The sequence below is a fragment of the Burkholderia sp. BC1 genome (assembly GCF_052683555.1).
The window spans coordinates 21,774-46,551 of record NZ_JBQYLP010000005.1; the positions used below are offsets into that span (position 1 = coordinate 21,774).

General features: G+C 66.5%; 25 protein-coding genes and 1 tRNA gene. 18 read left to right on the forward strand and 8 right to left on the reverse strand.

Annotated features, from left to right (window positions below):
• Nucleotides 1-40 precede the first annotated feature (40 nt).
• From hprK to ACSHSS_RS03850, 3 genes are all read left to right on the forward strand, one after another.
• Complete coding sequence (hprK, locus tag ACSHSS_RS03840; protein ID WP_445544607.1) at nt 41-1,009, forward strand: HPr(Ser) kinase/phosphatase; 969 nt, start codon at nt 41-43, stop codon at nt 1,007-1,009.
• 78 nt (nt 1,010-1,087) lie between these two features.
• Nucleotides 1,088-1,996 carry an RNase adapter RapZ gene (rapZ, locus tag ACSHSS_RS03845; RefSeq protein ID WP_006409809.1) on the forward strand — a complete coding sequence of 303 codons (909 nt, stop codon included), beginning with the start codon at nt 1,088-1,090 and terminating at the stop codon, nt 1,994-1,996.
• A gap of 27 nt (nt 1,997-2,023) precedes the next feature.
• Nucleotides 2,024-2,659, forward strand: coding sequence for an LON peptidase substrate-binding domain-containing protein (locus ACSHSS_RS03850; protein WP_253574662.1), 636 nt, complete (start codon nt 2,024-2,026; stop codon nt 2,657-2,659).
• Nucleotides 2,660-2,689: 30 nt separating this feature from the next.
• Here the strand turns inward: ACSHSS_RS03850 and mutY are convergent, their stop codons facing one another.
• Entirely contained in the window at nt 2,690-3,802 is a 1,113-nt protein-coding gene (gene mutY, locus ACSHSS_RS03855; RefSeq protein ID WP_261512205.1) for an A/G-specific adenine glycosylase, read from the reverse strand.
• A 25-nt stretch (nt 3,803-3,827) separates the two neighbouring features.
• The gene (gene mutM, locus ACSHSS_RS03860) at nt 3,828-4,655 is read right to left on the reverse strand and encodes a bifunctional DNA-formamidopyrimidine glycosylase/DNA-(apurinic or apyrimidinic site) lyase (protein ID WP_105764406.1); all 828 of its coding nucleotides are present in this window, start codon (nt 4,653-4,655) and stop codon (nt 3,828-3,830) included.
• Between the two features lie 88 nt (nt 4,656-4,743).
• Between mutM and ACSHSS_RS03865 the strand changes: the two genes are divergently transcribed.
• The 8 genes from ACSHSS_RS03865 (at nt 4,744) to hisC (ending at nt 11,904) form a co-directional block, all read left to right on the forward strand.
• A complete protein-coding gene (locus ACSHSS_RS03865; protein ID WP_059874646.1) occupies nt 4,744-6,567 on the forward strand; it encodes a tetratricopeptide repeat protein in 1,824 nt (607 codons plus the stop codon).
• Nucleotides 6,567-7,187, forward strand: a complete 621-nt coding sequence (gene lolB / locus ACSHSS_RS03870; protein ID WP_006398246.1) for a lipoprotein insertase outer membrane protein LolB — start codon at nt 6,567-6,569, stop codon at nt 7,185-7,187. Before ACSHSS_RS03865 ends, lolB begins: the two co-directional genes overlap by 1 nt.
• Nucleotides 7,188-7,213: 26 nt before the next feature.
• Nucleotides 7,214-8,095, forward strand: coding sequence for a 4-(cytidine 5'-diphospho)-2-C-methyl-D-erythritol kinase (ispE, locus tag ACSHSS_RS03875; RefSeq protein ID WP_445544608.1), 882 nt, complete (start codon nt 7,214-7,216; stop codon nt 8,093-8,095).
• A 52-nt stretch (nt 8,096-8,147) separates the two neighbouring features.
• Nucleotides 8,148-8,224 (forward strand) — tRNA-Gln (locus ACSHSS_RS03880).
• A gap of 44 nt (nt 8,225-8,268) precedes the next feature.
• The gene (locus ACSHSS_RS03885) at nt 8,269-9,225 is read left to right on the forward strand and encodes a ribose-phosphate pyrophosphokinase (RefSeq protein WP_006398244.1); all 957 of its coding nucleotides are present in this window, start codon (nt 8,269-8,271) and stop codon (nt 9,223-9,225) included.
• 161 nt (nt 9,226-9,386) lie between these two features.
• A complete protein-coding gene (locus ACSHSS_RS03890; RefSeq protein ID WP_012212698.1) occupies nt 9,387-9,992 on the forward strand; it encodes a 50S ribosomal protein L25/general stress protein Ctc in 606 nt (201 codons plus the stop codon).
• 108 nt (nt 9,993-10,100) lie between these two features.
• Nucleotides 10,101-10,700 (forward strand): aminoacyl-tRNA hydrolase, encoded by a 600-nt coding sequence (gene pth, locus ACSHSS_RS03895; protein ID WP_261512201.1) that lies wholly within the window; start codon nt 10,101-10,103, stop codon nt 10,698-10,700.
• Nucleotides 10,701-10,836: 136 nt separating this feature from the next.
• The gene (gene hisC / locus ACSHSS_RS03900) at nt 10,837-11,904 is read left to right on the forward strand and encodes a histidinol-phosphate transaminase (RefSeq protein ID WP_445544609.1); all 1,068 of its coding nucleotides are present in this window, start codon (nt 10,837-10,839) and stop codon (nt 11,902-11,904) included.
• 68 nt (nt 11,905-11,972) lie between these two features.
• Here hisC and ACSHSS_RS03905 read toward each other — a convergent pair whose 3' ends face one another.
• The 3 genes from ACSHSS_RS03905 to rsmD all read right to left on the reverse strand — a co-directional run bounded on the left by ACSHSS_RS03905 (nt 11,973) and on the right by rsmD (nt 13,781).
• A complete protein-coding gene (locus ACSHSS_RS03905) occupies nt 11,973-12,236 on the reverse strand; it encodes a YfhL family 4Fe-4S dicluster ferredoxin (protein WP_006406632.1) in 264 nt (87 codons plus the stop codon).
• 321 nt (nt 12,237-12,557) lie between these two features.
• Nucleotides 12,558-13,055, reverse strand: a complete 498-nt coding sequence (gene coaD / locus ACSHSS_RS03910; RefSeq protein ID WP_006398238.1) for a pantetheine-phosphate adenylyltransferase — start codon at nt 13,053-13,055, stop codon at nt 12,558-12,560.
• A 111-nt stretch (nt 13,056-13,166) separates the two neighbouring features.
• Nucleotides 13,167-13,781, reverse strand: a complete 615-nt coding sequence (gene rsmD, locus ACSHSS_RS03915) for a 16S rRNA (guanine(966)-N(2))-methyltransferase RsmD (RefSeq protein ID WP_261512197.1) — start codon at nt 13,779-13,781, stop codon at nt 13,167-13,169.
• 213 nt (nt 13,782-13,994) lie between these two features.
• Here rsmD and ftsY point away from each other — a divergent pair, with 213 nt between their 5' ends.
• Nucleotides 13,995-15,137, forward strand: a complete 1,143-nt coding sequence (ftsY, locus tag ACSHSS_RS03920; RefSeq protein WP_217262180.1) for a signal recognition particle-docking protein FtsY — start codon at nt 13,995-13,997, stop codon at nt 15,135-15,137.
• Between the two features lie 70 nt (nt 15,138-15,207).
• Here ftsY and maiA read toward each other — a convergent pair whose 3' ends face one another.
• On the reverse strand, nt 15,208-15,852 hold the full coding sequence (gene maiA, locus ACSHSS_RS03925) for a maleylacetoacetate isomerase (RefSeq protein ID WP_261512194.1): 645 nt from the start codon (nt 15,850-15,852) through the stop codon (nt 15,208-15,210).
• Between the two features lie 173 nt (nt 15,853-16,025).
• Here maiA and ybiB point away from each other — a divergent pair, with 173 nt between their 5' ends.
• Both ybiB and leuA read left to right on the forward strand, forming a co-directional pair.
• A complete protein-coding gene (ybiB, locus tag ACSHSS_RS03930; protein WP_175794570.1) occupies nt 16,026-16,997 on the forward strand; it encodes a DNA-binding protein YbiB in 972 nt (323 codons plus the stop codon).
• A gap of 392 nt (nt 16,998-17,389) precedes the next feature.
• Nucleotides 17,390-19,036, forward strand: coding sequence for a 2-isopropylmalate synthase (leuA, locus tag ACSHSS_RS03935; protein ID WP_012212682.1), 1,647 nt, complete (start codon nt 17,390-17,392; stop codon nt 19,034-19,036).
• Between the two features lie 135 nt (nt 19,037-19,171).
• On the opposite strand, the gene ACSHSS_RS03940 is transcribed toward leuA, so the two are convergent.
• Both ACSHSS_RS03940 and ACSHSS_RS03945 read right to left on the reverse strand, forming a co-directional pair.
• Nucleotides 19,172-19,555 carry a nuclear transport factor 2 family protein gene (locus ACSHSS_RS03940; protein WP_006398232.1) on the reverse strand — a complete coding sequence of 128 codons (384 nt, stop codon included), beginning with the start codon at nt 19,553-19,555 and terminating at the stop codon, nt 19,172-19,174.
• A gap of 45 nt (nt 19,556-19,600) precedes the next feature.
• Nucleotides 19,601-20,170, reverse strand: a complete 570-nt coding sequence (locus ACSHSS_RS03945; protein ID WP_253574675.1) for an acyloxyacyl hydrolase — start codon at nt 20,168-20,170, stop codon at nt 19,601-19,603.
• 356 nt (nt 20,171-20,526) lie between these two features.
• On the opposite strand from ACSHSS_RS03945, the gene rpoH reads away from it, so the two are divergent.
• The 4 genes from rpoH to cydB all read left to right on the forward strand — a co-directional run bounded on the left by rpoH (nt 20,527) and on the right by cydB (nt 24,766).
• Nucleotides 20,527-21,462, forward strand: coding sequence for an RNA polymerase sigma factor RpoH (gene rpoH / locus ACSHSS_RS03950; protein ID WP_006406641.1), 936 nt, complete (start codon nt 20,527-20,529; stop codon nt 21,460-21,462).
• Nucleotides 21,463-21,770: 308 nt separating this feature from the next.
• Nucleotides 21,771-22,028: a cytochrome oxidase putative small subunit CydP gene (cydP, locus tag ACSHSS_RS03955; protein WP_006398227.1), complete on the forward strand. Its 258-nt coding sequence runs from the start codon at nt 21,771-21,773 to the stop codon at nt 22,026-22,028.
• Nucleotides 22,018-23,598 (forward strand): cytochrome ubiquinol oxidase subunit I, encoded by a 1,581-nt coding sequence (locus ACSHSS_RS03960; protein WP_039220128.1) that lies wholly within the window; start codon nt 22,018-22,020, stop codon nt 23,596-23,598. Before cydP ends, ACSHSS_RS03960 begins: the two co-directional genes overlap by 11 nt.
• Before the next feature lie 31 nt (nt 23,599-23,629).
• Nucleotides 23,630-24,766 carry a cytochrome d ubiquinol oxidase subunit II gene (gene cydB / locus ACSHSS_RS03965; RefSeq protein ID WP_261512193.1) on the forward strand — a complete coding sequence of 379 codons (1,137 nt, stop codon included), beginning with the start codon at nt 23,630-23,632 and terminating at the stop codon, nt 24,764-24,766.
• The last annotated feature ends 12 nt before the right edge of the window (nt 24,767-24,778 follow it).

Consider the following 24,778-nt stretch of genomic DNA (forward strand, 5'->3'; position numbering starts at 1 on the left):
TCGCCGTGCATCGATACCGGCTCATTGGAGTGACGCAGTCATGGATACGTCCAGCATCAACGCCCAGAGCATCTTCGACGACAACGCGGCCACGCTGAAGCTCAGCTGGCTGACGGGGCATGAAGGCTGGGAGCGCGGCTTCTCCGCCGATACCGTCGCGAACGCGACGTCGAGCGCCGACCTCGTCGGCCACCTGAACCTGATCCACCCGAACCGGATCCAGGTGCTCGGCGAAGCCGAGATCGACTATTACCAGCGGCAGACCGACGAAGACCGTTCGCGGCACATGGCCGAACTGATCGCGCTCGAACCGCCGTTCCTCGTCGTCGCCGGCGGCGCCGCGGCGCCGCCCGAACTGGTACTGCGCTGCACGCGTTCCTCCACGCCGCTGTTCACGACGCCGATGTCCGCGGCGGCGGTCATCGACAGTCTGCGTCTCTACATGTCGCGCATCCTCGCGCCGCGCGCGACGCTGCACGGCGTGTTTCTCGACATCCTCGGGATGGGCGTGCTGCTCACGGGCGACTCGGGCCTCGGCAAGAGCGAGCTCGGCCTCGAGCTGATCAGCCGCGGTCACGGGCTCGTCGCCGACGATGCCGTCGATTTCGTCAGACTTGGCCCCGATTTCGTCGAAGGCCGCTGCCCGCCGCTGCTGCAGAACCTGCTGGAAGTGCGCGGCCTCGGCCTGCTCGACATCAAGACGATCTTCGGCGAAACCGCGGTACGGCGGAAGATGAAGCTGAAGCTGATCGTGCAGCTCGTGCGGCGGCCCGACGGCGAATTCCAGCGCCTGCCGCTCGAAAGCCAGACCGTCGACGTGCTCGGCCTGCCGATCAGCAAGGTGACGATTCAGGTGGCGGCCGGCCGCAACCTCGCGGTGCTCGTCGAGGCCGCCGTGCGCAACACGATCCTGCAGCTGCGCGGCATCGACACGTTGCGCGATTTGATGGATCGGCAACGACTCGCGATGCAGGATCCCGAAAGTCAGTTCCCCGGCAAGCTCGTCTAGCGTCGGCGCGCATCGCCGCACACCGCCGCGATGCGCCGAGCCGGTGCTATGATGAAACGTCAGTTTTCCCAGGTTCCCATGCGCATCGTCCTCATCACCGGCATTTCCGGCTCCGGCAAGTCCGTCGCGCTGAACGCGCTCGAAGACGCCGGCTATTATTGCGTCGACAACCTGCCGCCGCATGTGCTGCCCGAGCTCGCCCGCTACCTCGACGAAGCCGGTCAGCGCCGGCTCGCGGTTGCGATCGACGCGCGTTCGAGCGCCTCGCTCGACGAAATGCCCGGCCTGATCCGCTCGCTGTCGCGCGAGCACGACCTGCGCGTGCTGTTCCTGAACGCGAGCACGCAGGCGCTGATCCAGCGCTTCTCCGAAACGCGGCGCCGCCATCCGCTGTCGGGTTCGCCGTCGCACGATGCGAACGTCGGGCTGCTGTCGTCGCTCGAGGAAGCGATCGAGCGCGAACGCGAACTGGTTGCGCCGCTCGCCGAATTCGGCCATCAGATCGATACCAGCACGTTGCGCGCGAACGTATTGCGCACGTGGGTCAAGCGCTTCATCGAACAGAACAGCAACGACCTGATGCTGATGTTCGAATCGTTCGGCTTCAAGCGCGGCGTGCCGCTCGACGCCGACCTGATGTTCGACGTGCGCGCGCTGCCGAATCCGTATTACGACCACGAGCTGCGCCCGCTCACCGGGCTCGACCAGCCGGTCATCGCCTTCCTCGACGCACTGCCGATCGTCCATCAGATGATCGACGACATCCATGCGTTCCTGATGAAATGGCTGCCGCATTTCCGCGAAGACAACCGGAGCTATCTGACCGTCGCCATCGGCTGTACGGGCGGCCAGCACCGGTCGGTGTTCATCGCGGAAACGCTTGCCGCGCGCTTTGCGTCCGCGGCGAACGTGATCGTGCGGCATCGTGACGCGCCGGTGGATGTCGACGCGTCGTCGCGGCTCGTCACCGAGGTCGACCGACCTTAGCGACGCCCGCTCCTCCGTCGGCGCGCCATGTCCTCCCTATCGACCACCCTGATCGACCTGCCGCTGTTTCCGCTGCACACGGTGCTGTTCCCCGGAGGCTTGCTGCCGCTGAAGGTGTTCGAGGCGCGCTATCTCGACATGGCGCGCACCTGCCTGCGCGACGACGCGCCGTTCGGCGTGTGCCTGCTGAAAAGCGGTCCGGAGGTCGCGCAGGACGGCGCGGTGTCGGTGCCCGAGACGATCGGCTGCATGGCGCGCATCACCGAATGCGATACGGGCGAATTCGGGATGCTCTATCTGCAGGCGGTCGGCACGCAACGCTTCGAGCTGCTGTCGTATCGCGTCGAATCGAACGGGCTGCTGGTCGGCATCGCGGAGCCGCTGCCCGACGACATCCCGCTCGAAGGCGAGCAGGCGCTCGCGCAGTTCGGCTCGTGCGCCGAAGTGCTCGAGCGCATCATCAGCGCGCTGCAGAAATCTGAGCCCGGCCGCCTGCCGTTCGCCGAACCGTTCCGCCTCGACGATCCGAGCTGGGTGTCGAACCGCCTCGCGGAACTGCTGCCGCTCGACCTGCGCGCACGGCAAAAGCTCATGGAGTTTCCCGATGTGGGCGCGCGCATCGATGCCGTTCACCACGTGCTCGACCGGCACGGCTGGCTCTGAGCGCGGCCGCGCGCAGCCCGGCTTCGTTCGTTACAGCAGCGGCCCGCTCAGCGCGTCGAGCAGCTTGCGCACCGGCGCCGGCACGCCGTAGGTATCGAGCGCGCTCAGCGGCACCCATGCAGTATCGGCATCCTGTGCCTGTGCAAACGGCACGGCCGCGGCCTCGCTCGCGACATCGCTGAGCCGCGGTTCGATCTCGAGCCGGAAATGCGTAAACGTATGCGTGAGCGGCGCGAGCGGCACCGGGCCGCCGCCGCCGAAACGGCGTGCGAGAGCCGCGAGCTCGGCATCGCCGTCGGCCTGCGGCAAACTCCACAAGCCGCCCCAGATGCCGGCCGGCGGACGCCGCTCGAGCAGCACGGCGTCGCCGTCGCGCAGCACGAGCATCCAGGTCTTGCGCGTCGGCACGGCCTTCTTCGGCCGCGCGGCCGGCAGTTCGCGCTGCCGCCCGGTCGCCTGCGCGACGCAGTCGCCCGCGAACGGACAACGCGCGCAGTCGGGCTTGCCGCGCACGCAGAGCGTCGCGCCGAGATCCATCAATCCCTGCGTGTAGGCGCTCACGTCGTCCGCATGCGCCGCGTCGGGCAACAGCGATTCGGCGAGTGCCCACATGTCGTTTTCGACGCGCTTCTCGCCGGGAAACCCTTCGATGCCGAATACGCGCGCGAGCACGCGCTTCACGTTGCCGTCGAGGATCGTCGCGCGTGCGCCGTAGGCGAACGATGCGATCGCCGCGGCCGTCGAGCGGCCGATGCCCGGCAGTTCGGCGAGCGCATCGGGCGTGGCCGGAAATGCGCCGCCGTGCTCGGCGACGACGACCTGCGCGCAGCGATGCAGGTTGCGCGCACGCGAGTAATAGCCGAGGCCGGCCCACAGCGCCATCACGTCGTCGATCGGTGCGGCCGCAAGCGCGGCGACGTCCGGATAGCGTTCGAGAAAGCGCGTGTAATACGGCACGACGGTCGACACCTGCGTCTGCTGCAGCATGATTTCCGACAGCCAGATCCGGTACGGATCGCGCGTGTTCTGCCACGGCAGGTCGTGGCGGCCGTGCTGGCGCTGCCACGCGATCAGGCGCGGCGCGAACGTGCGATGCAGCGGCGTGACGGGAAAAGGAGCGGGGGCGATGCGGGGCGGCTTCAAGTTTTGGAATCGGCAAAAGGAAGGTTCAACGCTGGCACGTCGGACAGAAGTAAGTCGAGCGCTGGCCCTGCACGATCTGCCGGATCGGCGTGCCGCACACGCGGCACGGCTCGCCCGCGCGATCGTAGACGAAGCAGTCGAGCTGGAAGTAGCCGCTCTCGCCGTTGCTGCCGACGAAATCGCGCAGCGTGCTGCCGCCGCGATCGATCGCGTCCGCGAGCGTCGCGCGCACCGCTTCGGCGAGCCGCTCGTAGCGCGGCAGCGAGACCTTCCCGGCGGCCGTCGTCGGCCGGATGCCCGCGCGAAACAGGCTCTCCGACGCGTAGATGTTGCCGACGCCGACCACGATGTCGCCCGCGAGCAGCGCCTGCTTGACGGAGACCGTGCGGCCGCGCGTGCGCCGATGCAGCAGCGCGCCGTCGAATGCCGGCGAAAACGGCTCGACGCCGAGGCTCGCGAGCAGCGGATGCGCATGCACGTCGCCCGCTTCGCGCGGATGCCACAGCACGGCGCCGAACCGGCGCGGATCGCGAAAGCGCAGCACGAATTCGTCGAAGATCCAGTCGACGTGATCGTGCTTCGCGGCGACGGGCACGCCGCCTGCGGGCAGCACGCGCAGCGTGCCCGTCATGCCGAGATGGACGATGAACCAGCCCGCATCGACCTCGAACAGCAGATACTTGCCGCGACGCTCGACGGCGAGCACCTCGCGCGCACGCAATTGCTCCGCGAGGCCGGCCGGCACGGGCCAGCGCAGCATCGCGGTGCGGACGTCGACACGCTCGACGCGGCGGCCCGCGACAAAGGGCGCAATGCCCCGCCGCGTGACTTCGACTTCTGGCAACTCTGGCATGTTTTGCGGGTCTGAAGCTGGATGATCACGATCGTGCGTGTATTGTAGCGAGCGCGATACAATCGGTTGAAACATCGAACGGATTTCCATGACCCTGCCCTCGAAGCTGCTTCTGAAGCGCCCCGCCGCCGCGGGCGGCACGCGCGCGTTCCCGGTCCGCCGCGCGCTTGGCGCGGCCTTGCTCGCCGTCTGGACCCTCACCGCCTTTCCGGCTCACGCGCAGGATCCGGCATCGGACGACGCGGAGTCGCAGGGTGCGTTCGATCACGTGATGCCGGACGAGAAGAAGGATCTTCCGGCCGTCCCGCTCACGAGCCAGATCGTCTATCAGGTGCTCGCGGCCGAGGTCGCGCTTCAGCGCAATCAGCCGGCGCCCGCGTACCAGACCTATCTCGCGCTCGCGCGCGACACGCGCGATCCGCGCATGGCGCAGCGCGCGACCGAAATCGCGCTCGGCGCGCAGAGCCCGGCCGACGCGTTGTCGGCCGCGAATCTCTGGCGCCAGTACGCGCCCGATTCGAATCGCGCATCGCAAGTCGACGCGGCGCTGCTCGTGCTCGCCGGCAAGCCGGCCGATGCGCAACCGATGCTCGCCCGCGAGCTCGCGCGCGCGACCGGCGACACGCGCGGCCCGGCGATCCTTGCGCTGCAGGCGCTGCTCGCGCGCGGCGCCGACCGCGTCGGCGGCCTCGCGGTGCTGAAGGACATGCTCAAGAACGACATGAACCGGCCCGAGGCGCATCTTGCGATCGCGCGGCAGCAGCTCGCGGTCGACGACAAGGACGGCGCCGCACAGTCGCTGCGACGCGCGCTGCAGATCCGCCCCGACTACCTGCCCGCGGCGCTGATGCTGTCGCAGATGGGGCCGGCGGAGCGTGCGGCCGGCATCGCGTCGTTCGAGAAATACGTTCAGCAGAATCCGAAGTCGCGCGATGCGCGGCTCGCGCTGTCGCAGCTGTACCTGGCTGACGATCGGCTCGACGATGCGCAAAAGCAGTTCGAAACGATGCGCAAGCTCGATTCGAAGGACCCGACGCCGCTGATGGCGCTCGCGCTGATCAAGATCCAGCAGAAAAAGCTCGACGACGCGACGGCCTACCTGAAGCAGTACGTGCAGCTCGGCGCGAAGCAGCCGGATCTCGACGTCGGCCAGGGTTACATCTATCTCGCGCAGATCGCGATCGAACAGGGCAACGAGGCCCAGGCGTCGCAATGGCTCGACAAGGTCGACCAGACGAGCCAGCACTACCTGCCCGCGCAAATCACGCGTGCGCAGCTGCTGCAGAAGCAGGGCAAGACCGACGAGGCGCGCAAGGTGCTCGACGATCTGCCCGTCACCGATCCGCGCGACGCGGCCGTGATCGCGCGCACCGACGCGTCGATCCTGTTCACCGCGAAGCGCTACGCGGAAGCGGAGGCGCGGCTCTCTCGCGCGGTCGACGATTTCCCCGACGATCCGGACCTGCGCTACGACTACGCGATGGCGGCCGAGAAGACGGGCCACTACGCGGCGATGGAAAAGCAGCTGCGCGAGCTGATCCGCACGCAGCCCGACAATCCGCAGGCCTACAACGCGCTCGGCTATTCGCTTGCCGATCGCAACCAGCGACTGCCGGAAGCGAACAAGCTGATCGAGAAGGCGCTGTCGCTCGCGCCGAACGACGCGTACATCATGGACAGCCTCGGCTGGGTCAGGTACCGGATGGGCGATACGGCCGGCGCCGCGAAGATCCTGCGCCGCGCGTACGACCTGCAGCCGAACGCCGAAATCGGCGCGCACCTCGGCGAAGTGCTGTGGAAGAGCGGCGCGCAGGACGACGCACGCTCCGCATGGCGCGCCGCGCAGAAGCTCGAGCCCGACAACGAAACGCTCGTACAGACGCTGAAACGCTTCCAGATCAACGGTCTCTGATGCAGATGTTCCCGATGTTTTCCCTGTCTTCGCGCGCCTGTCGCGCGCTCGCGGCAGCCGGCGCGGCGCTCGCGCTCGCCGGTTGCGCAAGCACGCCGCCGTCCGCGCAGGCGCCTGCCGGCGGCACGCTTCAGACGGCCGCGACGCACGCCTATCACGGCCGCTTCGCGGTGCAGTACTACGACCGGCTCGGCAAGCAGCAGAACGTGTACGGCAATTTCGACTGGCAGGAGCACGGCAACGACGTGTCGCTCGAGCTGCGCAGCCCGCTCGGCCAGACGCTCGCGATCGTGAAGTCGACGCCGCGTGCAGCGTCGCTCGAACTGCCGAATCGCCAGCCGCAATATGCCGCGGACGTCGGCGAGCTGATGCAGAACACGCTCGGCTTCTCGCTGCCGCTCGCGGGCCTGCGCTACTGGCTGCTGCCGACGCCGGCGCCCGCGACACCGGCCGAGACCGAACGCGATCCGGCCGACGGCACGCGCCTGAAGCAGATCCGCCAGGACGGCTGGACGATCGACTACCTCGCCTACGCGGACGCACCGGCCACGGGCGTCAGACGCGTCAACCTCGTGCGCGCGACGCCGCCGCTCGACATCAAGCTCGTGCTCGATCAGTGAGCACGCGCACCCGTTTCGATACCAGCATGACCGATTCGACCCGCTCGCTGCGCAACTGTCTTGCGCCCGCGAAACTCAACCTGTTCCTGCATATCACCGGCCGCCGGCCGAACGGCTATCACGACCTGCAGAGCGTGTTTCAGCTGCTGAACTGGGGCGATATGCTGCACTTCACGCTGCGCGACGACGGCAAGGTCGCGCGTGCGACCGACGTGCCGGGCGTGCCCGAGCAGAGCGATCTCGTCGTACGCGCGGCGAACCTGCTGAAGGCGCACACGGGCACCGCCGCAGGCGTCGACATCGAGATCGACAAATGCCTGCCGATGGGCGCCGGACTCGGCGGCGGCAGCTCCGATGCCGCGACGACGCTGCTCGCGCTGAACCGTCTATGGCAGCTCGATCTGCCGCGCGCGGAATTGCAGTCGCTCGCGGTGAAACTCGGCGCCGACGTGCCATTTTTCATTTTTGGAAAAAATGCGTTCGCAGAGGGTATCGGAGAAGAATTAGCTGAGGTAGAATTGCCGACTCGCTGGTTCCTGGTTGTGACGCCACGCGTTCATGTCCCGACCGCTGAAATTTTTTCAGATGAGTTGTTGACAAGAGATTCGAAGCCAGTCACAATTACGGACTTTCTTGCACAGCAAAGCAGCGATGCGAGATGGCCAGACAGTTTCGGCCGGAACGACATGCAGCAAGTTGTGACAAGCAAGTACGCGGAAGTTGCGCAGGTGGTCAAGTGGTTGTATAATGTGGCCCCCGCGAGGATGACCGGCTCCGGAGCAAGCGTGTTTGCAGCGTTTCAAAGCAAACAGCAGGCAGAAGCGGCGAAAGCCCAGTTGCCCGCCGGCTGGAACGGCGCAGTTGCCGAGAGCCTGAACGAGCATCCGCTCTTCGCTTTCGCGTCATGAAGTTTTACTTTGTCGGATGACCTACCGTCCGGCTGAGTTATCAGTTAAGTGTAGGGGAGTCGCCAAGTTGGTTAAGGCACCGGATTTTGATTCCGGCATGCGAGGGTTCGAGTCCTTCCTCCCCTGCCAAAAATTTTCCCGCATTTCCCGCCCAAGCCCGAAGCAGGTGCACGATGAGCAGCCATGACGGCCTGATGGTTTTTACTGGCAACGCCAATCCCGCGCTTGCTCAGGAAGTCGTCAACATTCTTGGAATTCCCCTCGGCAAGGCAATGGTCAGCCGTTTCTCCGACGGCGAGATCCAGGTCGAGATCCAGGAAAACGTGCGCGGCAAGGACGTCTTCGTCCTGCAATCCACGTGCGCGCCGACGAACGACAACCTGATGGAACTGATGATCATGGTCGATGCGCTGAAGCGCGCATCCGCCGGCCGGATCACCGCCGCCATCCCCTACTTCGGCTATGCCCGCCAGGACCGCCGCCCGCGTTCGGCGCGCGTCGCGATCTCGGCGAAGGTCGTCGCGAACATGCTGGAAATCGCCGGCGTCGAGCGGATCATCACGATGGATCTGCACGCCGACCAGATTCAGGGCTTCTTCGACATTCCCGTCGACAACATCTACGCAACGCCGATCCTGCTGGGCGACCTGCGCAAGCAGAACTACCCGGATCTGCTCGTCGTGTCGCCGGACGTCGGCGGCGTGGTGCGTGCACGGGCACTCGCGAAGCAGCTCAACTGCGATCTCGCGATCATCGACAAGCGTCGCCCGAAGGCGAACGTCTCCGAAGTGATGAACATCATCGGTGAAGTCGAAGGCCGCACCTGCGTGATCATGGACGACATGGTCGATACGGCCGGCACGCTGTGCAAGGCGGCGCAGGTTCTGAAGGAGCGCGGCGCGAAGCAGGTGTTTGCGTACGCGACGCACCCGGTGCTGTCCGGCGGCGCCGCCGAGCGCATCGCCGCCTCGGCGCTCGACGAACTCGTCGTGACCGACACGATTCCGCTGTCGGCCGAATCGCTGGCCTGCTCGAAGATCCGCTCGCTGACGAGCGCGAGCCTGCTGGCCGAAACGTTCTCGCGGATCCGCCGCGGCGATTCGGTGATGTCGCTGTTCGCGGAATCCTGATCGCGCACCGACAAACGAAGCATGCGTAAAAAGCGAAGCGGCAACGCTTCGCTTTTTGCACAATCGGACGGGATAGACGAAACCCCGTCCGTTTCATCGGGGGCCGCCATGTCGTCGGCCCCGTTTTACTGCCTGGTCGCGGGCAGCTATTGGAGAATCACATGAAAGTCGTCGCTTTCGAGCGCAAAGAGCAAGGTACGGGTGCGAGCCGCCGCCTGCGCAACGCCGGTAAGACCACGGGTATCGTCTACGGTGGCGAAGCTGCCCCGCAAATGATCGAACTCGATCACAACGCCCTGTGGCACGCCCTGAAGAAGGAAGCCTTCCACTCGTCGATCCTCGACCTCGAAGTGGCCGGCCAGTCGCAACAAGTTCTGCTGCGCGACGTGCAATACCACCCGTTCAAGCAGCTCGTGCTGCACGTGGACTTCCAGCGCGTCGACGCGAAGAAGAAGCTGCACACGAAGGTGCCGCTGCACTTCCTGAACGCCGAAGTCAGCCCGGCCGTGAAGCTGTCGAGCGCGATCGTGTCGCACGTCGCGACGGAAATCGAAGTCGAGTGCCTGCCGGCTGCGCTGCCGGAGTTCCTCGAAGTCGATCTGTCGAAGATCGAAGCCGGTCAATCGATCCACGCGAAGGACATCGCACTGCCGAAGGGCGTCGCGCTGACGGCTCACGTCGACGCGGAAAACCCGGTCATCGCATCGGCGACGATCCCGGCCGGTGCCGTGTCGGACGCTGCAGAAGGCGAAACGCCGGCTGCGTAAGCGCCTCATCGATCCGTTTCGCGAAACGGTCGACGCAACCCGCCGCGGCATGCCCGGCGGGTTTTTCTTTTTCTGCGCCCAGGCGGCCGACGCCGCCTTCGAAACGTCATGATCAAACTGATCGTCGGCCTCGGCAATCCCGGGGCGGAATACACCGCGACGCGTCACAATGCCGGCTTCTGGCTGATCGACCAGCTCGCCCGTGAAGCCGGTGCGACGCTGCGCGACGAACGCCGCTTCCACGGCTTCTATGCGAAAGCGCGCCTCTACGGCGAAGAAGTGCATCTGCTCGAGCCGCAAACCTACATGAACCGCTCCGGCCAGTCGGTCGTTGCGCTCGCCCATTTCTTCAAGATCCTGCCCGACCAGGTCCTCGTCGCGCACGACGAACTCGACCTGCCGCCCGGCACCGTGAAGCTGAAGCTCGGCGGCGGCAGCGGCGGCCACAACGGGCTGAAGGACATCTCCGCACATCTGTCGTCGCAGCAATACTGGCGCCTGCGGATCGGCATCGGCCATCCGCGCGACCTGATTCCGGAAAGCGCGCGCGCCGGCGCGAAGCCCGACGTCGCGAATTTCGTGCTGAAGCCGCCGCGTCGCGAAGAACAGGACGTGATCGACGCGGCAATCGAGCGCGCGCTCGCCGTGATGCCGATGGTCGTCAAGGGCGAACTCGATCGCGCGACGATGCAGTTGCATCGCAACTGACGCACGGCCGCGCCCCGGCATGGCGCACCGCGGCCGCCGCGCCGGCTGCCGACATGCGCGGCCGCGCTGGGGCCAACGCGCGCCGCGGCGTGCAACATGCGGTACTCTCGTTGTTTTGCCCGTCAGGAGCCAAGCGGTGAGCCGTTACTGGAGCGATGTCGTTCAGCAACTCGTGCCTTATGTGCCGGGCGAGCAGCCCGCGCTCGCACATCCCGTCAAGCTGAACACCAACGAGAATCCCTATCCGCCGTCGCCGCGCGTCGTCGCGGCGATCGCGCGCGAACTCGGCGCGAGCGGCGACACGCTGCGCCGCTACCCCGACCCGCTCGCCCGCGCGCTGCGCGAAACGGTCGCCGCGCACCATCGCCTCCGTCCCGAGCAGATGTTCGTCGGCAACGGCTCCGACGAAGTGCTCGCGCACACGTTCCAGGCGCTGCTGAAGCACGACCGGCCGCTGCGCTTTCCCGACATCACGTACAGCTTCTATCCGACCTATGCGCGGCTGTACGGCGTCGACACCCGCACCGTGCCGCTCGCGGACGACTTCTCGATCCGCGTCGACGACTATCTCGACGACGGCGGCGGCGTGCTGTTTCCGAACCCGAATGCGCCGACCGGCCGCGCGCTGCCGCTCGCGGACATCGAGCGGATCGCGGCGGCCAATCCGTCGTCGGTCGTCGTGATCGACGAAGCGTACGTCGATTTCGGCGCGCAGTCGGCGATTGCGCTGATCGACCGCTATCCGAACCTGCTCGTCGTGCACACGACGTCGAAGGCACGCTCGCTCGCGGGCATGCGCGTCGGCTTCGCGTTCGGCGACGCGGCGCTGATCGAAGCGCTGAACCGCGTGAAGGACAGCTTCAACTCGTACCCGCTCGACCGGCTCGCGCAGGTGGCCGCGCAGGCCGCATACGAAGACGACGCGTACTTCGTGTCGACCTGCGCGCGCGTCGTCGACAGCCGCACGCGGCTCACGCAGGCACTCGGCGCGCTCGGCTTCGACGTCGTGCCGTCGGCCGCGAACTTCGTGTTCGCGCGCCATCCGGCGCACGACGCGGGCACGCTCGCGGCGAAGCTGAAGGAACGGGAAATTTTCGTGCGGCATTTCCGGCTGCCGCGCATCGAGCAGCACTTGCGCATCACCGTCGGCACCGACGCCGAATGCGAGGCGCTCGTGGCCGCCTTGCGCGACCTGCTCGGCTGAAGACCGCGGGCGGCACGGCAACGCCGCCCGGGAGGACGCGGCGCGCACCGGCGCGCCGCTTGCTGCGCTTACTGCGCGTCGCCTGTCGCGGCGATCAGCGCGTGATACTTCGCCATCAGTTGTGCGTGCGACTCGTCATGCTGCGGGTCGCGCGGAATGCATTCGACCGGACACACCTGCTGGCACTGCGGTTCGTCGAAATGGCCGACGCACTCGGTGCATTTGTTCGGATCGATCACGTAGATGTCCGGGCCCATCGAAATCGCGCCGTTCGGGCACTCGGGCTCGCAAACGTCGCAATTGATGCACTCGTCGGTAATCATCAAAGCCATACTGCCACCAGCTTTCCTAGAAAAAACAATGCATTATAGCTTTTCGGCGGGTCGACCGGGATCGCGTGCGACGCGGCGGGAGCGGGGCATCGAGGGGAAATGGAGCCGTTTCGTGCGTTAGCTTAGCGATCGCGACGGCGGCCGTGTCACGACAAGACAAGACATGACGGCCGACGATGCGGAGCATCCGATACGGCGGCGCTCAGGCAGGAAGGCATCCCGATGACGCTGCAAGCGCCGCTGCACCGAGCCGAATGCACCGGCGCCAGCGGCACGGCAGCGCCTACCGGCCGATCTCGCGACGAAACCGGCCGGCCTATATCAAGCGGCGGGGCCGCCCATCGCGGCGACCTTCTCGGTCAGCCACTTCTCCACGGACGGGAACACGAACTTGCTGACATCGCCGCCCAACTGCGCGATTTCACGCACGATCGTGCCCGAAATGAACTGATATTGATCGGACGGCGTCATGAACATCGTCTCGACGTCGGGCAGCAGATAGCGGTTCATCCCGGCCATCTGAAACTCGTATTCGAAATCCGACACCGCGCGCAGCCCGCGCACGATCACGCGCGCGTTGTTCGTGCGCACGAAATCCTTCAGCAGGCCCTTGAAGCCCATCACCTTCACGTTCGGGTAATGGCCGAGCACCTCGTTCGCAATCTTCAGACGTTCTTCGAGCGAGAAGAACGGCTTTTTCGCGCGACTGTCGGCGACGCCGACGACCAGCGTGTCAAAAATGCTCGACGCGCGCCGCACGAGGTCTTCGTGGCCGCGCGTCAGCGGATCGAACGTACCGGGATACACGGCGACTACCATGTCGCTCCTCCTGTCATCACGCAAACGGGGAAGCAGCGGTGCGACGTGCACGCCACTGCACAGATGGACGCGCGTCGCCGTTCGGGCGCGCCGCCTCTTTTGGAACGCGCATTATTCATCATTTTCGCGCCGCAGCAAATGATAGTGGACCGCGCCGGCCTTGCCGTATTTCGCGACCTGCCAGCCCGCGAGCGCGTCGTGCGCGGAAAGGTCGAGCTCGGCGCCGGACTCGACGTACAGTGCGCCGCCGTCGGCGACGAGCGGCGCGGTCAGCGCGATCGCGCGCGCGAGCGCGGCCGCATCGCCGAACGGCGGATCGAGGAACACGACGTCGAACGAGCGCGGCGCGAGCCCGGCCGCGAGCCGCAGCGCATCGGCCTCGGCGATCTCGACCGTGCGCGCGCCAAGCTTGTCCTTGATCGCACGCAGCTGCTGCGCGGCGCGCGGATGGCGTTCGACCATCACGACGTTCGCCGCGCCGCGCGACGCGGCTTCGAAACCGAGCGCGCCGGTGCCCGCGAACAGGTCCAGACAGCGCCGGCCTTCGAGATCCTGGCCGAGCCAGTTGAACAGCGTCTCGCGCACGCGATCGGGCGTCGGACGCAGGCCATCGAGGTCGAGCACCGCGAGCGGCGTGCGTTTCCAGTCGCCGCCGATGATGCGGACCGTATGCGGCTTGCCGCGAGCGGACGAGGCCGCGGAGCGGCCGGAAGAGGAACGGGACATACAGGAATATCGGGACGGGAGAACGGGCATGCGCACCGGCATGCCGGCAAACAGGCGCACGTTACCACAGCGGCGGCGCGTGCTGACGCGAGCGCGTCGCCGCGCCTGATAAAATGCGGCGTTTCGGCCGCGTTGCGCGGCGCTCCGCGAGCGCCGGCGGCTGCCCGGCGCCCCGCGGCTCGCGGCGGCCCGCCCTCTTCCCGACGTCAGACCATGTTCAGCTTCTTCAAACGATTCAAGAAAACGCAGGAGCCCGGCTCCGCGGAATCGCAGCCGGCCGACGCGCCGCAACCCGACGCCCCGTCCGACGCGCACGACGCCGACGTTCCACCCGCACCCGCGCCTGCCGAGCCGGCCGCGCCCGCCGTCGTGATGACGGTCACGCCGAGCGACAACGGCCGCGACGAAGTCGTCGAGACCGTCGAAATCGTGCCGCCGCCCGTGCAGGATGCATCGGCGAAGAAATCGTGGCTCGCGCGCCTGAAGACGGGCCTCGCGAAAACGGGCTCGAGCATCACCGGCGTATTCGTGAACACGAAGATCGACGACGCGCTGTACGAGGAGCTCGAAACCGCGCTGCTGATGTCCGATGCGGGCGTCGACGCGACGGAGTACCTGCTCGGCGCGCTGCGCGAAAAGGTGCGGGCGGGCCGCCTGACCGACCCGCAGCAGGTGAAGAGCGCGCTGCGCGACCTGCTCGTCGAACTGCTGACGCCGCTCGAGAAGTCGCTCGTGCTCGGCCGTGCGCAGCCGCTCGTGATGATGATCGCGGGCGTCAACGGCGCCGGCAAGACGACCAGCATCGGCAAGCTCGCGAAGCATCTGCAGAGCTTCGACCAGTCGGTGCTGCTCGCCGCGGGCGATACGTTCCGCGCCGCGGCGCGCGAACAGCTGACGGTCTGGGGCGAACGCAACAACGTGACCGTCGTGCAGCAGGAAAGCGGCGACCCGGCCGCGGTGATCTTCGACGCGGTGAGCGCCGCGCGCGCGCGCAAGATCGACGTGATGATGGCCGACACGGCCGGCCGCCTGCCGACGCAGCTTCATCTGATGGAAGAGCTGAAGAAGGTGAAGCGCGTGATCGCGAAGGCACACGACGGCGCGCCGCACGAAGTGCTGCTCGTGATCGACGCGAACACCGGTCAGAACGCGCTCACGCAGGTGAAGGCATTCGACGATGCGCTCGGCCTGACGGGCCTCATCGTCACGAAGCTCGACGGCACCGCGAAGGGCGGAATTCTCGCCGCGATCGCGCGGCAGCGGCCGGTGCCCGTGTACTTCATCGGCGTCGGCGAAAAGGTCGAGGATCTGCAGCCGTTCAGCGCCGAAGAATTCGCGGACGCGCTGCTCGGCTGATCGTCGTTCGCCGCACCGCATCGCACGAGGCGCCTTCGGGCGCCTTTTTCGTCGGCGCGGCGCCTGCGCGTCACTCGGCGTCCGGCTGCACGCCCGGTTCGGCCGCCTTGAACGCGTCGAGCGTCGACGCATAGTCGGCGATCCGCTGGATCGTCGGATAGCGCGCCGTATCGATCGAGAAGCGGTTCGCGTTGAACACCTGCGGCACGAGGCAGATGTCGGCGAGCGTCGGCGTATCGCCGAAGCAGAGCTTGCCGGTGCGCGGATCGCTCGCGAGGCGCGTTTCGAGCGACGCGAAGCCCGACTCGATCCAGTGCCGGTACCACGCGTTCTTCGCTTCCTCGGATACCTGCAGCGTGTGCTTCAGGTACTTCAGCACGCGCAGGTTGTCGAGCGGATGGATCTCGCATGCGATCTGCAGCGCGATCGCGCGCACGTACGCTCGATCAACGGGCGCCTTCGGCAGCAGCGCGGGCTCCGGATGCGTTTCGTCGAGATATTCGATGATCGCGAGCGACTGCTGCAGCGTCGCGTCGCCGTCGACGAGCGTCGGCACGAGCGCGTCGGGGTTCAGCGCGCGATACTCGTCCTTCAGTTGCTGGCCGCCGTCGCGCAGCATGTGCACGGGCACGTAGTCGTACGGCAGCCGCTTCAGGTTCAGCGCGATCCGCACGCGGTACGAAGCGGAACTGCGGAAATAGCTGTAGAGCTTCATGGGTCGTCTCTCTTGATGTCGTACTCGGCCGAGGCATGCGCAGGCGCGCCGCCGGGGAACCAGAGTGTAGCGCCGTGCGCAGCCGGTGCGTGCGCAAGCGCGCCCGTGCGATACTCGGTGCATCCGTTACCGAATTCCGCGCGCCGCGCTGCCGGCCGCGCGCCCCACGCCCGATGACCGCTGCCCACGACTCCGCCGCCCCGTTCCCCTGCGCCCGCTTCATCAAGGAAATCGGCCGCGGCCCGCACGGCGCGCGCGCGCTGTCGGCCGCCGACACGTTCGAGCTGTATCGCGCGATGCTCGATGCGCGCGTGTCCGACGTCGAACTCGGCGCGATCCTGATCGCCTACCGGCTGAAAGGCGAAACCGCCGACGAACTGGCCGCGATGCTGGCCGCCGCACAGGCGTCGTTCGAGCCCGTGCACGTACGGGACGCGACGTTCCGGCCCGTCTCGATCCCGAGCTACAACGGCGCACGCAAGCAGCCGAACCTCGTGCCGCTGCTCGCACTGCTGCTCGCGCGCGAAGGCGTGCCGGTGCTCGTGCACGGCGTCGCGCAGGACCCGGGCCGCGTGACGAGCGCGGAGATCTTCGCGGCGCTGTCGATCGCGCCGTCGACGTCGCACGACGCGATCGAGGATACGCTCGCCGAGCGCCGCGTCGCATTCGCGCCGATCGACACGCTCGCGCCGCGCATCGCGCGGCTGCTGTCGATGCGCGCCGTGCTCGGCGTGCGCAATTCGACGCACACGCTCGTGAAGCTGCTGCAGCCGTTCGCGCCGGCCGGGCTGCGGCTCGTCAACTACACGCATCCGCCGTATCGCGACAGTCTCGTCGAGCTGTTCGCCGCGCATCCGGACGCCGCGCTCGGCGGCGCGCTGCTCGCACGCGGCACCGAGGGCGAAGCCGTCGCGGATACGCGGCGCCAGGTGCAGGTCGACTGGCTGCACGACGGCGTCTGCGACACGCTGATCGAGCCGGAGCGCTCGTCGGCCGACGCGCCGCCCGTCGCGCTGCCCGAATCGCGCGACGCGCAAACGACGGCCGCCTGGACCGACGCCGTGCTGCGAGGCGAGATTCCGGTACCCGACACGGTCGCGCGCCAGGTCGCGACGATCGTGCGGATCGCCCGCACGGCGGGCTGAGCGAGGGCGTCGGCGCGGCCCGCGGCACGCCGGCCCGATCGCGCCCATTTGACACGCGCCCGCATCCTGGCATAGAGTTGCCGTCATGCGTTCCTTCCCGAACACCCTCCGAATTACCTCCGGCCGCCTAGCGCGGCCGCTATCGCTACGACTAGCCTAAGGCTGTCGTAGCGCCGTGCGACGTCTGCACGGTCCCTCCCAGCAGTTCCTCGCAGCACCCTTCTCGCAGTTTTTGCAACCCGAAGTCGTCAGCTTTCGTCCGTCTATCCGTCGGTCGAATCGCGAAGATCATCCGCATCCGCAGCGCGATCGCGCGCCACGGTGCGAGGCAGCGTCAACCGTCGCTCATGCCGTCCGTCTTCGCTCGCGACTTGAGACCCGAGGTCAAGAAGATGAAGCGCAACCCGCAAGAAAAGTACCGAGCGTTCGAACCCGTCCGCCTCAACGGCCGCAAGTGGCCGACCCGCACGATCGAGCGGGCGCCGGTGTGGATGAGCACCGACTTGCGCGACGGCAACCAGTCGCTGATCGAACCGATGAGCATCGAGCAGAAGCTCGAGTTCTTCGAGATGCTGGTCGCGATCGGGTTCAAGGAGATCGAAGTCGGTTTTCCGTCGGCGTCGCAAACCGACTTCGATTTCGTGCGCAAGCTGATCGACGAGAAGCGCATCCCCGACGACGTGACGATCGAAGTGCTCGTGCAGTCGCGCGAAGACCTGATCGCCCGCACGTTCGAAGCGCTCGAAGGCGTGCCGCGCGCGATCGTGCATCTGTACAACGCGATCTGCCCGTCGTTCCGCCGCATCGTGTTCGGGATGTCGAAGGACGACGTGAAGGCGCTCGCGGTCGAAGGCACGCGGCTCATCAAGGCATACGCGGCCGCGCGCCCGGACACGCAGTGGACCTACCAGTATTCGCCGGAAACCTTCAGCATGACCGAGCTGACGTTCGCGCGCGAAGTGTGCGACGCGGTCGCGCAAATGTGGCGTCCGACCCGCGACCACAAGATGATCGTCAACCTGCCGGCGACCGTCGAAGCCGCGATGCCGAACGTGTTCGCCGATCAGATCGAATGGATGGACCGCAATCTCGCGTATCGCGACAGCATCGTGCTGTCCGTCCATCCGCATAACGACCGCGGCACCGCGGTCGCGGCCGCCGAACTCGCGCTGCTCGCCGGCGCGGACCGCATCGAGGGTTGCCTGTTCGGCAACGGCGAGCGCACCGGCAACGTCGATCTCGTCACGCTCGCGCTCAATCTGTATACGCAGGGCATCGATCCGGGCCTCGACTTCTCCGACATCGATGCGGTGCGCCGCGTCGTCGAACGCTGCAACCAGATTCCCGTGCATCCGCGCCACCCGTACGCGGGCGACCTCGTCTTCACCGCGTTCTCCGGCTCGCACCAGGACGCGATCCGCAAGGGCTTCGCGCAGCAACGCGCGGACGCGCTGTGGGAAGTGCCGTATCTGCCGATCGACCCGGCCGATCTCGGCCGCAGCTACGACGCGGTGATCCGCGTGAACAGCCAGTCCGGCAAGGGCGGCGCGACGTACCTGCTCGAGCGCGGCATGGGCTTTACGCCGACGCGCCGCGTGCAGATCGAATTCAGCCACGCGGTGCAGACGCTCGCCGACGCGTCGGGCGCCGAAGTCACCGGCGACGCGATCTGCGCGCTCTTTGCCCGCGAATTCCTCGAAACCGACGGCCCGGCCGCGCGGCACGGCAACGGCGCGCGCTGGCAGAACCGCGAGATCGCGGGCGCGTTCGCGGCCGACGCGGCGCCCGAAGCGGCCGTGCAGCGCGCGGCCGCGGCATTCGCGGCGGCCGCCGGCGCGACGATCGACGTCGCGTCGTGCGAGCACGTGCGCACGGCCGACGGGCGCATCGCCGTGTCGGTCGGCTGCCGCGTCGGCGATGCGCCGCTGCGGCACGGCGTCGGCGTCCATGCCGACGCGTCGTGCGCGGCGCTCGATGCGGTCGTCAGCGCGATCAATCGCTCCGCGTGGCAGCACGCGGACCGGCGCGCGGCGGCCTGAACGCACACGACCGCTCGCCTTCGGCGCGAGCGGTGCGCAACCGCCCGTGCGCCGCGCGATCCGCGCCGCACGGGCAACAAAAAGCGGCCCAGAAGGCCGCTTCGGTCGATACATGAAAATGGGCGCGACGCGCGCTCAGGTGTCGGTTGCGCACCGCGTCGCCTGCCACGCCAGCAGGCGCCAGCGGCCCTGCTCCTGCGCCTGGACCGCCGTATAGGCGATTGGGAACACGAGGCCGCCGTTGTTCGTTTCCATCTCGATCAGCGCACGGCCCGTGACGAGGCAGGTGCCGTCGCCGACGGGCAGCACGTCCTGCGACTGAATCTCGATCTGGCGATAGCGGCGGCGGCCGGCGGCAATGGCGTCGATGAACTGCTGCTTGGTTTCCCGCTTGCCGTTCGTGTGCACGTAGAAGACCTTCTCCGACAGCAGCGCGTCGAGCGCCTCGCCATCCCCGTCGACCATCGCCCGGAACCGATCGCGCTCGAGCGCGCGGATCGCATCGACCACCTTCGTCATCGCCTGACTCCTCGGCAACGCGCACGCCGTGCGCGGGCATGCGGATCAGAAGTTGTACTGCACGTAGAACTGGTGGAAATTTACCCCAGGATTGGGCTCTTTGATACCCGCGTTCGACACATGCTGGAAGCGGTAGCCGACCTGGTACTGCTGCCGCTCGCCGAATTGCGCGCCGACGCCGACGACGTCCGCGAACTGAAAGGCGGTCGACATCGAGAAGTTGTCGGAAATCGTCGGGTGCGTGAGCAGCCGCACGCCGGCGCCGGCCTCGATGAACGGCCGGACCTGGCCGGCGCTCTTGATGAAGCGGAACATCGGCGTCGCGCCGAATTCGCCGATATTGGCGTGAATGTTGCCGCCCGTATGCCAGTAACCGACATGGCCTTCCAGCACGAACGCGAAGTGCCATCCGCCGATTTCCCACCAGTTCCAGCCGGGATCCCACACCACCGCCAGATCGGCCTTGTCGATACCGTGGCGATCGGAGAAGCCGCCGCCCGCCTGGATGCCCCAGCGGTCGGCGAAAGCCAGCCCCGACCCGGCGAGCAGGGAGGCCGCGACCGCGGCATGCAGGGCGATCCGGCTACGCGGCCGGCGGTTCTTCTTCTTGTTCATCTGACACTCCAACTTTGTGGGTTGAATGGAGCCGGCCGCGCGGCCGTGCTCGAGCGAACTGAATGGTATGGTAAAGGACTTTTCCGATCGGCATCGCGAAGCGAAATTGTTTGCTTCCAAATCTACAAAAATCGAAACCGTCTGCCGATTCGCGCCGCCGGCCGCCCTGTCGGAACTCCCGACTGCGCCTCCGGTCGAACCCTAGACTATCGACTCGACTATTTTGATAGATAACCGGGAACTCCGATGTCCGCACGGGCTCTAAGGTATTAGCACTCGGCTCCACGGAGTGCTAAGATTGGCCTCGGAATCTAACCCGAGACCAGGGTTCATCCCTGATTCCAAAGGAGTTTTTAGTGAGCAACGCCCTGACCCTCCCGAATACCCTGAGCCCGACGCCGGCCAAGGCCGAATCGGCAGGCTCGCTGGCGCTCGCAACTCATTCGATGTTGCCGGGTCAGCTTGGCAACATCGATGCGTACATCCAGGCCGTCAACCGCATTCCGCTGCTGACCGCCGAAGAGGAACGCCAGTACGCGACCGAATACCGCGAAAACAACAACCTGGAGGCCGCGCGCCGCCTGGTGTTGTCGCACCTGCGCCTGGTCGTGTCGATCGCGCGCAACTATCTCGGCTACGGGCTGCCGCACGGCGACCTGATCCAGGAAGGCAACATCGGTCTGATGAAAGCGGTGAAGCGTTTCGATCCGGCGCAAAACGTGCGCCTGGTGTCGTACGCGATTCACTGGATCAAGGCCGAAATCCACGAGTACATCCTGCGCAACTGGCGGATGGTGAAGGTCGCGACGACGAAGGCGCAGCGCAAGCTGTTCTTCAACCTGCGCAGCCACAAGAAGGGCATGCAGGCGATGACGCCCGAGGAGATCGACGGTCTCGCGCAGGAACTGAACGTGAAGCGCGAAGAAGTGACCGAGATGGAAACGCGCCTGTCGGGCGGCGACATCGCGCTCGAAGGGCAAGTCGAGGACGGCGAGGAATCGTACGCGCCGATCGCCTATCTGGCCGATTCGCACAACGAGCCGACCGCCGTGCTGGCCGCGCGCCAGCGCGACATGCTGCAGACGGACGGCATCGCCCAGGCGCTCGACGCGCTCGACGCGCGCAGCCGCCGCATCATCGAGGCGCGCTGGCTGCATGTCGACGACGACGGCTCGGGCGGCTCGACGCTGCACGATCTCGCGGCCGAATTCGGCGTCTCCGCGGAGCGCATCCGCCAGATCGAAGCGAGCGCGATGAAAAAGATGCGCACGGCACTCGCCGAATACGCATAATCCGACGATCCCGAACGCATCACCGAAAACCGCTGCCAACCGGCAGCGGTTTTTTTTCGTCCATTCGCCGCTTCGGCTTTGCGCGTGCATTTACCCGTTCTCGGGCATGTTCCGCAAAAGCTTGATCTGCCTCAAGTTTTTCAACCGGTTTCGCGACGGTCTGCCGCAGCGCAGCACTCGGCATTGCAAATGCGCGCTTTTAAAATTGGCATGTCCCGCGCAAAAGGATTAAAACAGCTTAACAGCCGTCACATATTCCGCATAAAGTCGCGCCAAAACCGCTTTAAATCGTTTCAGGGGAAACGGCATTGATCTCGATCAATCAGGAACCGGCCCGGCCGCGCGGCTGGCGCGCGCGCGTCGTCGCGTGGGCGCACGGCCCGACCCTCGCCCGCGACATCACGCTCGTGCTGATTCTCAAGCTGATCCTGTTGATGTCGCTCAAATACGCATTCTTCAATCATCCACAGGCTGAACACATGTCGTTGCCGCCTGCCGCCGTCGCCGAGAAGCTGCTCTCGGTACCGGTGCCCGCTTCTACCGAGGGAGACCACCATGATAAGTAGCGAAGTCGTCGATCTGTCACGTCTGCAGTTCGGCATCACGGCGCTCTACCACTTCCTGTTCGTCCCGCTGACGCTCGGCCTGTCCTGGCTGCTCGTCATCATGGAATCCGTCTACGTGATGACCGGCAAGCAGGTCTACAAGGACATGACGCAGTTCTGGGGCAAGCTGTTCGGCATCAACTTCGCGATGGGCGTGACGACCGGCATCACGCTCGAATTCCAGTTCGGCACGAACTGGTCGTATTACTCGCACTACGTCGGCGACATCTTCGGCGTGCCGCTCGCCGTCGAAGGCCTGATGGCGTTCTTCCTCGAATCGACGTTCGTCGGGCTGTTCTTCTTCGGCTGGAACCGCCTGTCGAAGGTGCAGCATCTGATCGTCACGTTCCTCGTCGCGCTCGGCTCGAACCTGTCGGCGCTGTGGATCCTCGTCGCGAACGGCTGGATGAACAATCCGGTCGGCGCCGAATTCAACTACGAGACGATGCGCATGGAGCTGACGAGCCTGTTCGACGTGCTGTTCAACCCGGTCGCGCAGGTGAAGTTCGTGCACACGGTGTCGGCCGGCTACGTGACGGCCGCGATGTTCGTGCTCGGCGTGTCGTCGTGGTATCTGCTGAAAAAGCGCGACGTCGATTTCGCGCTGCGCTCGTTCGCGGTCGCGGCCGGCTTCGGCCTCGCGTCCACGCTCTGCGTGATCGTGCTCGGCGACGAATCGGGCTACACGACCGGCGAAGTGCAGAAGATGAAGCTCGCCGCAATCGAATCGGAATGGGAAACGCAGCCGGCGCCGGCGTCGTTCACGCTGATCGGCATCCCGAACCAGGACGCGCAGCGCACCGACTATGCGGTCAAGATTCCGTATGCGCTCGGCCTGATCGCGACGCGCTCGATCGACGAGCCCGTGATCGGCCTGCGCGAGCTCGCGAAGCGCAGCGAGGCGCACATCCAGAGCGGCATGATCGCGTACGGCGCGCTGCAGAAGCTCAAGGCCGGCGACACGAGCGCCGCGACGCGCGCGCTGTTCGACGCGCACAAGCAGTATCTCGGCTACGGGCTGATGCTCAAGCAGTTCACGCCGAACGTGACCGACGCGACGCCTGCGCAGATCGAAGCGGCGGCGAAGAAGACGATTCCGCCGGTCGCGCCCGTGTTCTTCTCGTTCCGCATCATGGTGTTCCTCGGCTTCCTGTTCCTCGCGACGTTCATCGCCGCGTTCTGGTTCTGCGCGCGCCGCGAACTGCTGCAGGACAACCGCCGCTGGTTCCTGCGCTACGCGGTGTGGGCGATCCCGCTGCCGTGGCTCGCGGCGGAATTCGGCTGGGTCGTCGCCGAGCTCGGCCGACAACCGTGGACGATCGCGGGCGTGCTGCCGACGCATCTGTCGGCGTCGAGCCTCACGCCGACCGACCTGTACCTGAGCCTGGCCGGGTTCATCGTGTTCTACACCGCGCTGTTCGTGATCGAGATCACGCTGATGTTCAAGTACGCGCGCCTCGGCCCGTCGTCGCTGCACACCGGCCGCTATCACCACGAGCTGGCCGCCGCACGCGAACACGCGGCCGCGTGAGCATGCCCCCGCAACGACACAAGGAATCGCTATGGACTATGCAACGCTCAAGCTGATCTGGTGGCTGCTCGTCGGCGTGCTGCTGATCGGCTTCGCCGTCACCGACGGCTTCGACATGGGCGCGACCGCGCTGCTGCCGTTCCTCGGCAAGACCGACGACGAACGCCGGATCATCGTCAACACGGTCGGCGCGACGTGGGAAGGCAACCAGGTGTGGCTGATCACGGCCGGCGGCGCGATGTTCGCCGCGTGGCCGCTCGTCTACGCCGCGTCGTTCTCCGGCTTCTACTTCGCGATGCTGCTCGTGCTGTTCGCGCTGTTCTTCCGCCCGGTCGGCTTCGACTATCGCAGCAAGCGCACGGACCCGCGCTGGCGCGCGGGCTGGGACTGGGGCCTGTTCATCGGCGGCTTCGTGCCGGCGCTCGTGTTCGGCGTCGCGTTCGGCAATCTGCTGCAGGGCGTGCCGTTTCGCTTCGACACCGATCTGCGCGTCAGCTATCACGGCAGCTTCTGGGCGCTGCTGAATCCGTTCGCGCTGCTCTGCGGGCTCGTCAGCCTGACGATGCTCGTCGCGCACGGCGCCGCGTTCATCAAGATGAAGACCGACGGCGTGATCGCGCGCCGTGCATCGGTCGCGCTGCGCGTGTCGTCGTTCGTCGCGGTCGTGCTGTTCGCGCTCGCGGGCGTGCTCGTCGCCGTCTATGTCGACGGCTTCCACATCACGCGTGCCGCGCCCGCCGACACGGTCGCCAATCCGCTGCTGAAGGAGGTCGCGTCCGGCGCCGGGCTGTGGCTCGCGAACTACCGCGGCTATCCGTGGATGATCGCGGCGCCCGTGGTCGGCATCGCGGGCGGGCTGCTCGCGACGCTGCTCGCGGGCTCGCGACGCGAGAAGACCGCGTTCTTCTGCACGGGCCTGATGATCGTCGGCGTGATCCTCACGGCCGGCTTCTCGATGTTCCCGTTCATCATGCCGTCGTCGATGGACCCGACGAGCAGCCTGACGGTCTGGGATTCGACGTCGAGCGAGAAGACGCTGCTCGTGATGCTGTTCGCCGTGATCGTGTTCCTGCCGATCATCCTCGTCTATACGAGCTGGGTCTATCGCGTGATGCGCGGCAAGGTCACGCGTCAGATGCTCGACGAGAACACGCACTCGATGTATTGAACGCGGCCGACG

Coding starts and splice junctions, on each gene's coding strand:
- hprK (WP_445544607.1), top strand. CDS start 41: ATGGATACGTCCAGCATCAACGCCCAGAGCATCTTCGACGACAACGCG.
- rapZ (WP_006409809.1), top strand. CDS start 1,088: ATGCGCATCGTCCTCATCACCGGCATTTCCGGCTCCGGCAAGTCCGTC.
- ACSHSS_RS03850 (WP_253574662.1), top strand. CDS start 2,024: ATGTCCTCCCTATCGACCACCCTGATCGACCTGCCGCTGTTTCCGCTG.
- mutM (WP_105764406.1), bottom strand. CDS start 4,655: ATGCCAGAGTTGCCAGAAGTCGAAGTCACGCGGCGGGGCATTGCGCCC.
- ACSHSS_RS03865 (WP_059874646.1), top strand. CDS start 4,744: ATGACCCTGCCCTCGAAGCTGCTTCTGAAGCGCCCCGCCGCCGCGGGC.
- lolB (WP_006398246.1), top strand. CDS start 6,567: ATGCAGATGTTCCCGATGTTTTCCCTGTCTTCGCGCGCCTGTCGCGCG.
- ispE (WP_445544608.1), top strand. CDS start 7,214: ATGACCGATTCGACCCGCTCGCTGCGCAACTGTCTTGCGCCCGCGAAA.
- ACSHSS_RS03885 (WP_006398244.1), top strand. CDS start 8,269: ATGAGCAGCCATGACGGCCTGATGGTTTTTACTGGCAACGCCAATCCC.
- ACSHSS_RS03890 (WP_012212698.1), top strand. CDS start 9,387: ATGAAAGTCGTCGCTTTCGAGCGCAAAGAGCAAGGTACGGGTGCGAGC.
- pth (WP_261512201.1), top strand. CDS start 10,101: ATGATCAAACTGATCGTCGGCCTCGGCAATCCCGGGGCGGAATACACC.
- ACSHSS_RS03905 (WP_006406632.1), bottom strand. CDS start 12,236: ATGGCTTTGATGATTACCGACGAGTGCATCAATTGCGACGTTTGCGAG.
- coaD (WP_006398238.1), bottom strand. CDS start 13,055: ATGGTAGTCGCCGTGTATCCCGGTACGTTCGATCCGCTGACGCGCGGC.
- rsmD (WP_261512197.1), bottom strand. CDS start 13,781: ATGTCCCGTTCCTCTTCCGGCCGCTCCGCGGCCTCGTCCGCTCGCGGC.
- ftsY (WP_217262180.1), top strand. CDS start 13,995: ATGTTCAGCTTCTTCAAACGATTCAAGAAAACGCAGGAGCCCGGCTCC.
- maiA (WP_261512194.1), bottom strand. CDS start 15,852: ATGAAGCTCTACAGCTATTTCCGCAGTTCCGCTTCGTACCGCGTGCGG.
- ybiB (WP_175794570.1), top strand. CDS start 16,026: ATGACCGCTGCCCACGACTCCGCCGCCCCGTTCCCCTGCGCCCGCTTC.
- leuA (WP_012212682.1), top strand. CDS start 17,390: ATGAAGCGCAACCCGCAAGAAAAGTACCGAGCGTTCGAACCCGTCCGC.
- ACSHSS_RS03940 (WP_006398232.1), bottom strand. CDS start 19,555: ATGACGAAGGTGGTCGATGCGATCCGCGCGCTCGAGCGCGATCGGTTC.
- ACSHSS_RS03945 (WP_253574675.1), bottom strand. CDS start 20,170: ATGAACAAGAAGAAGAACCGCCGGCCGCGTAGCCGGATCGCCCTGCAT.
- ACSHSS_RS03960 (WP_039220128.1), top strand. CDS start 22,018: ATGATAAGTAGCGAAGTCGTCGATCTGTCACGTCTGCAGTTCGGCATC.
- cydB (WP_261512193.1), top strand. CDS start 23,630: ATGGACTATGCAACGCTCAAGCTGATCTGGTGGCTGCTCGTCGGCGTG.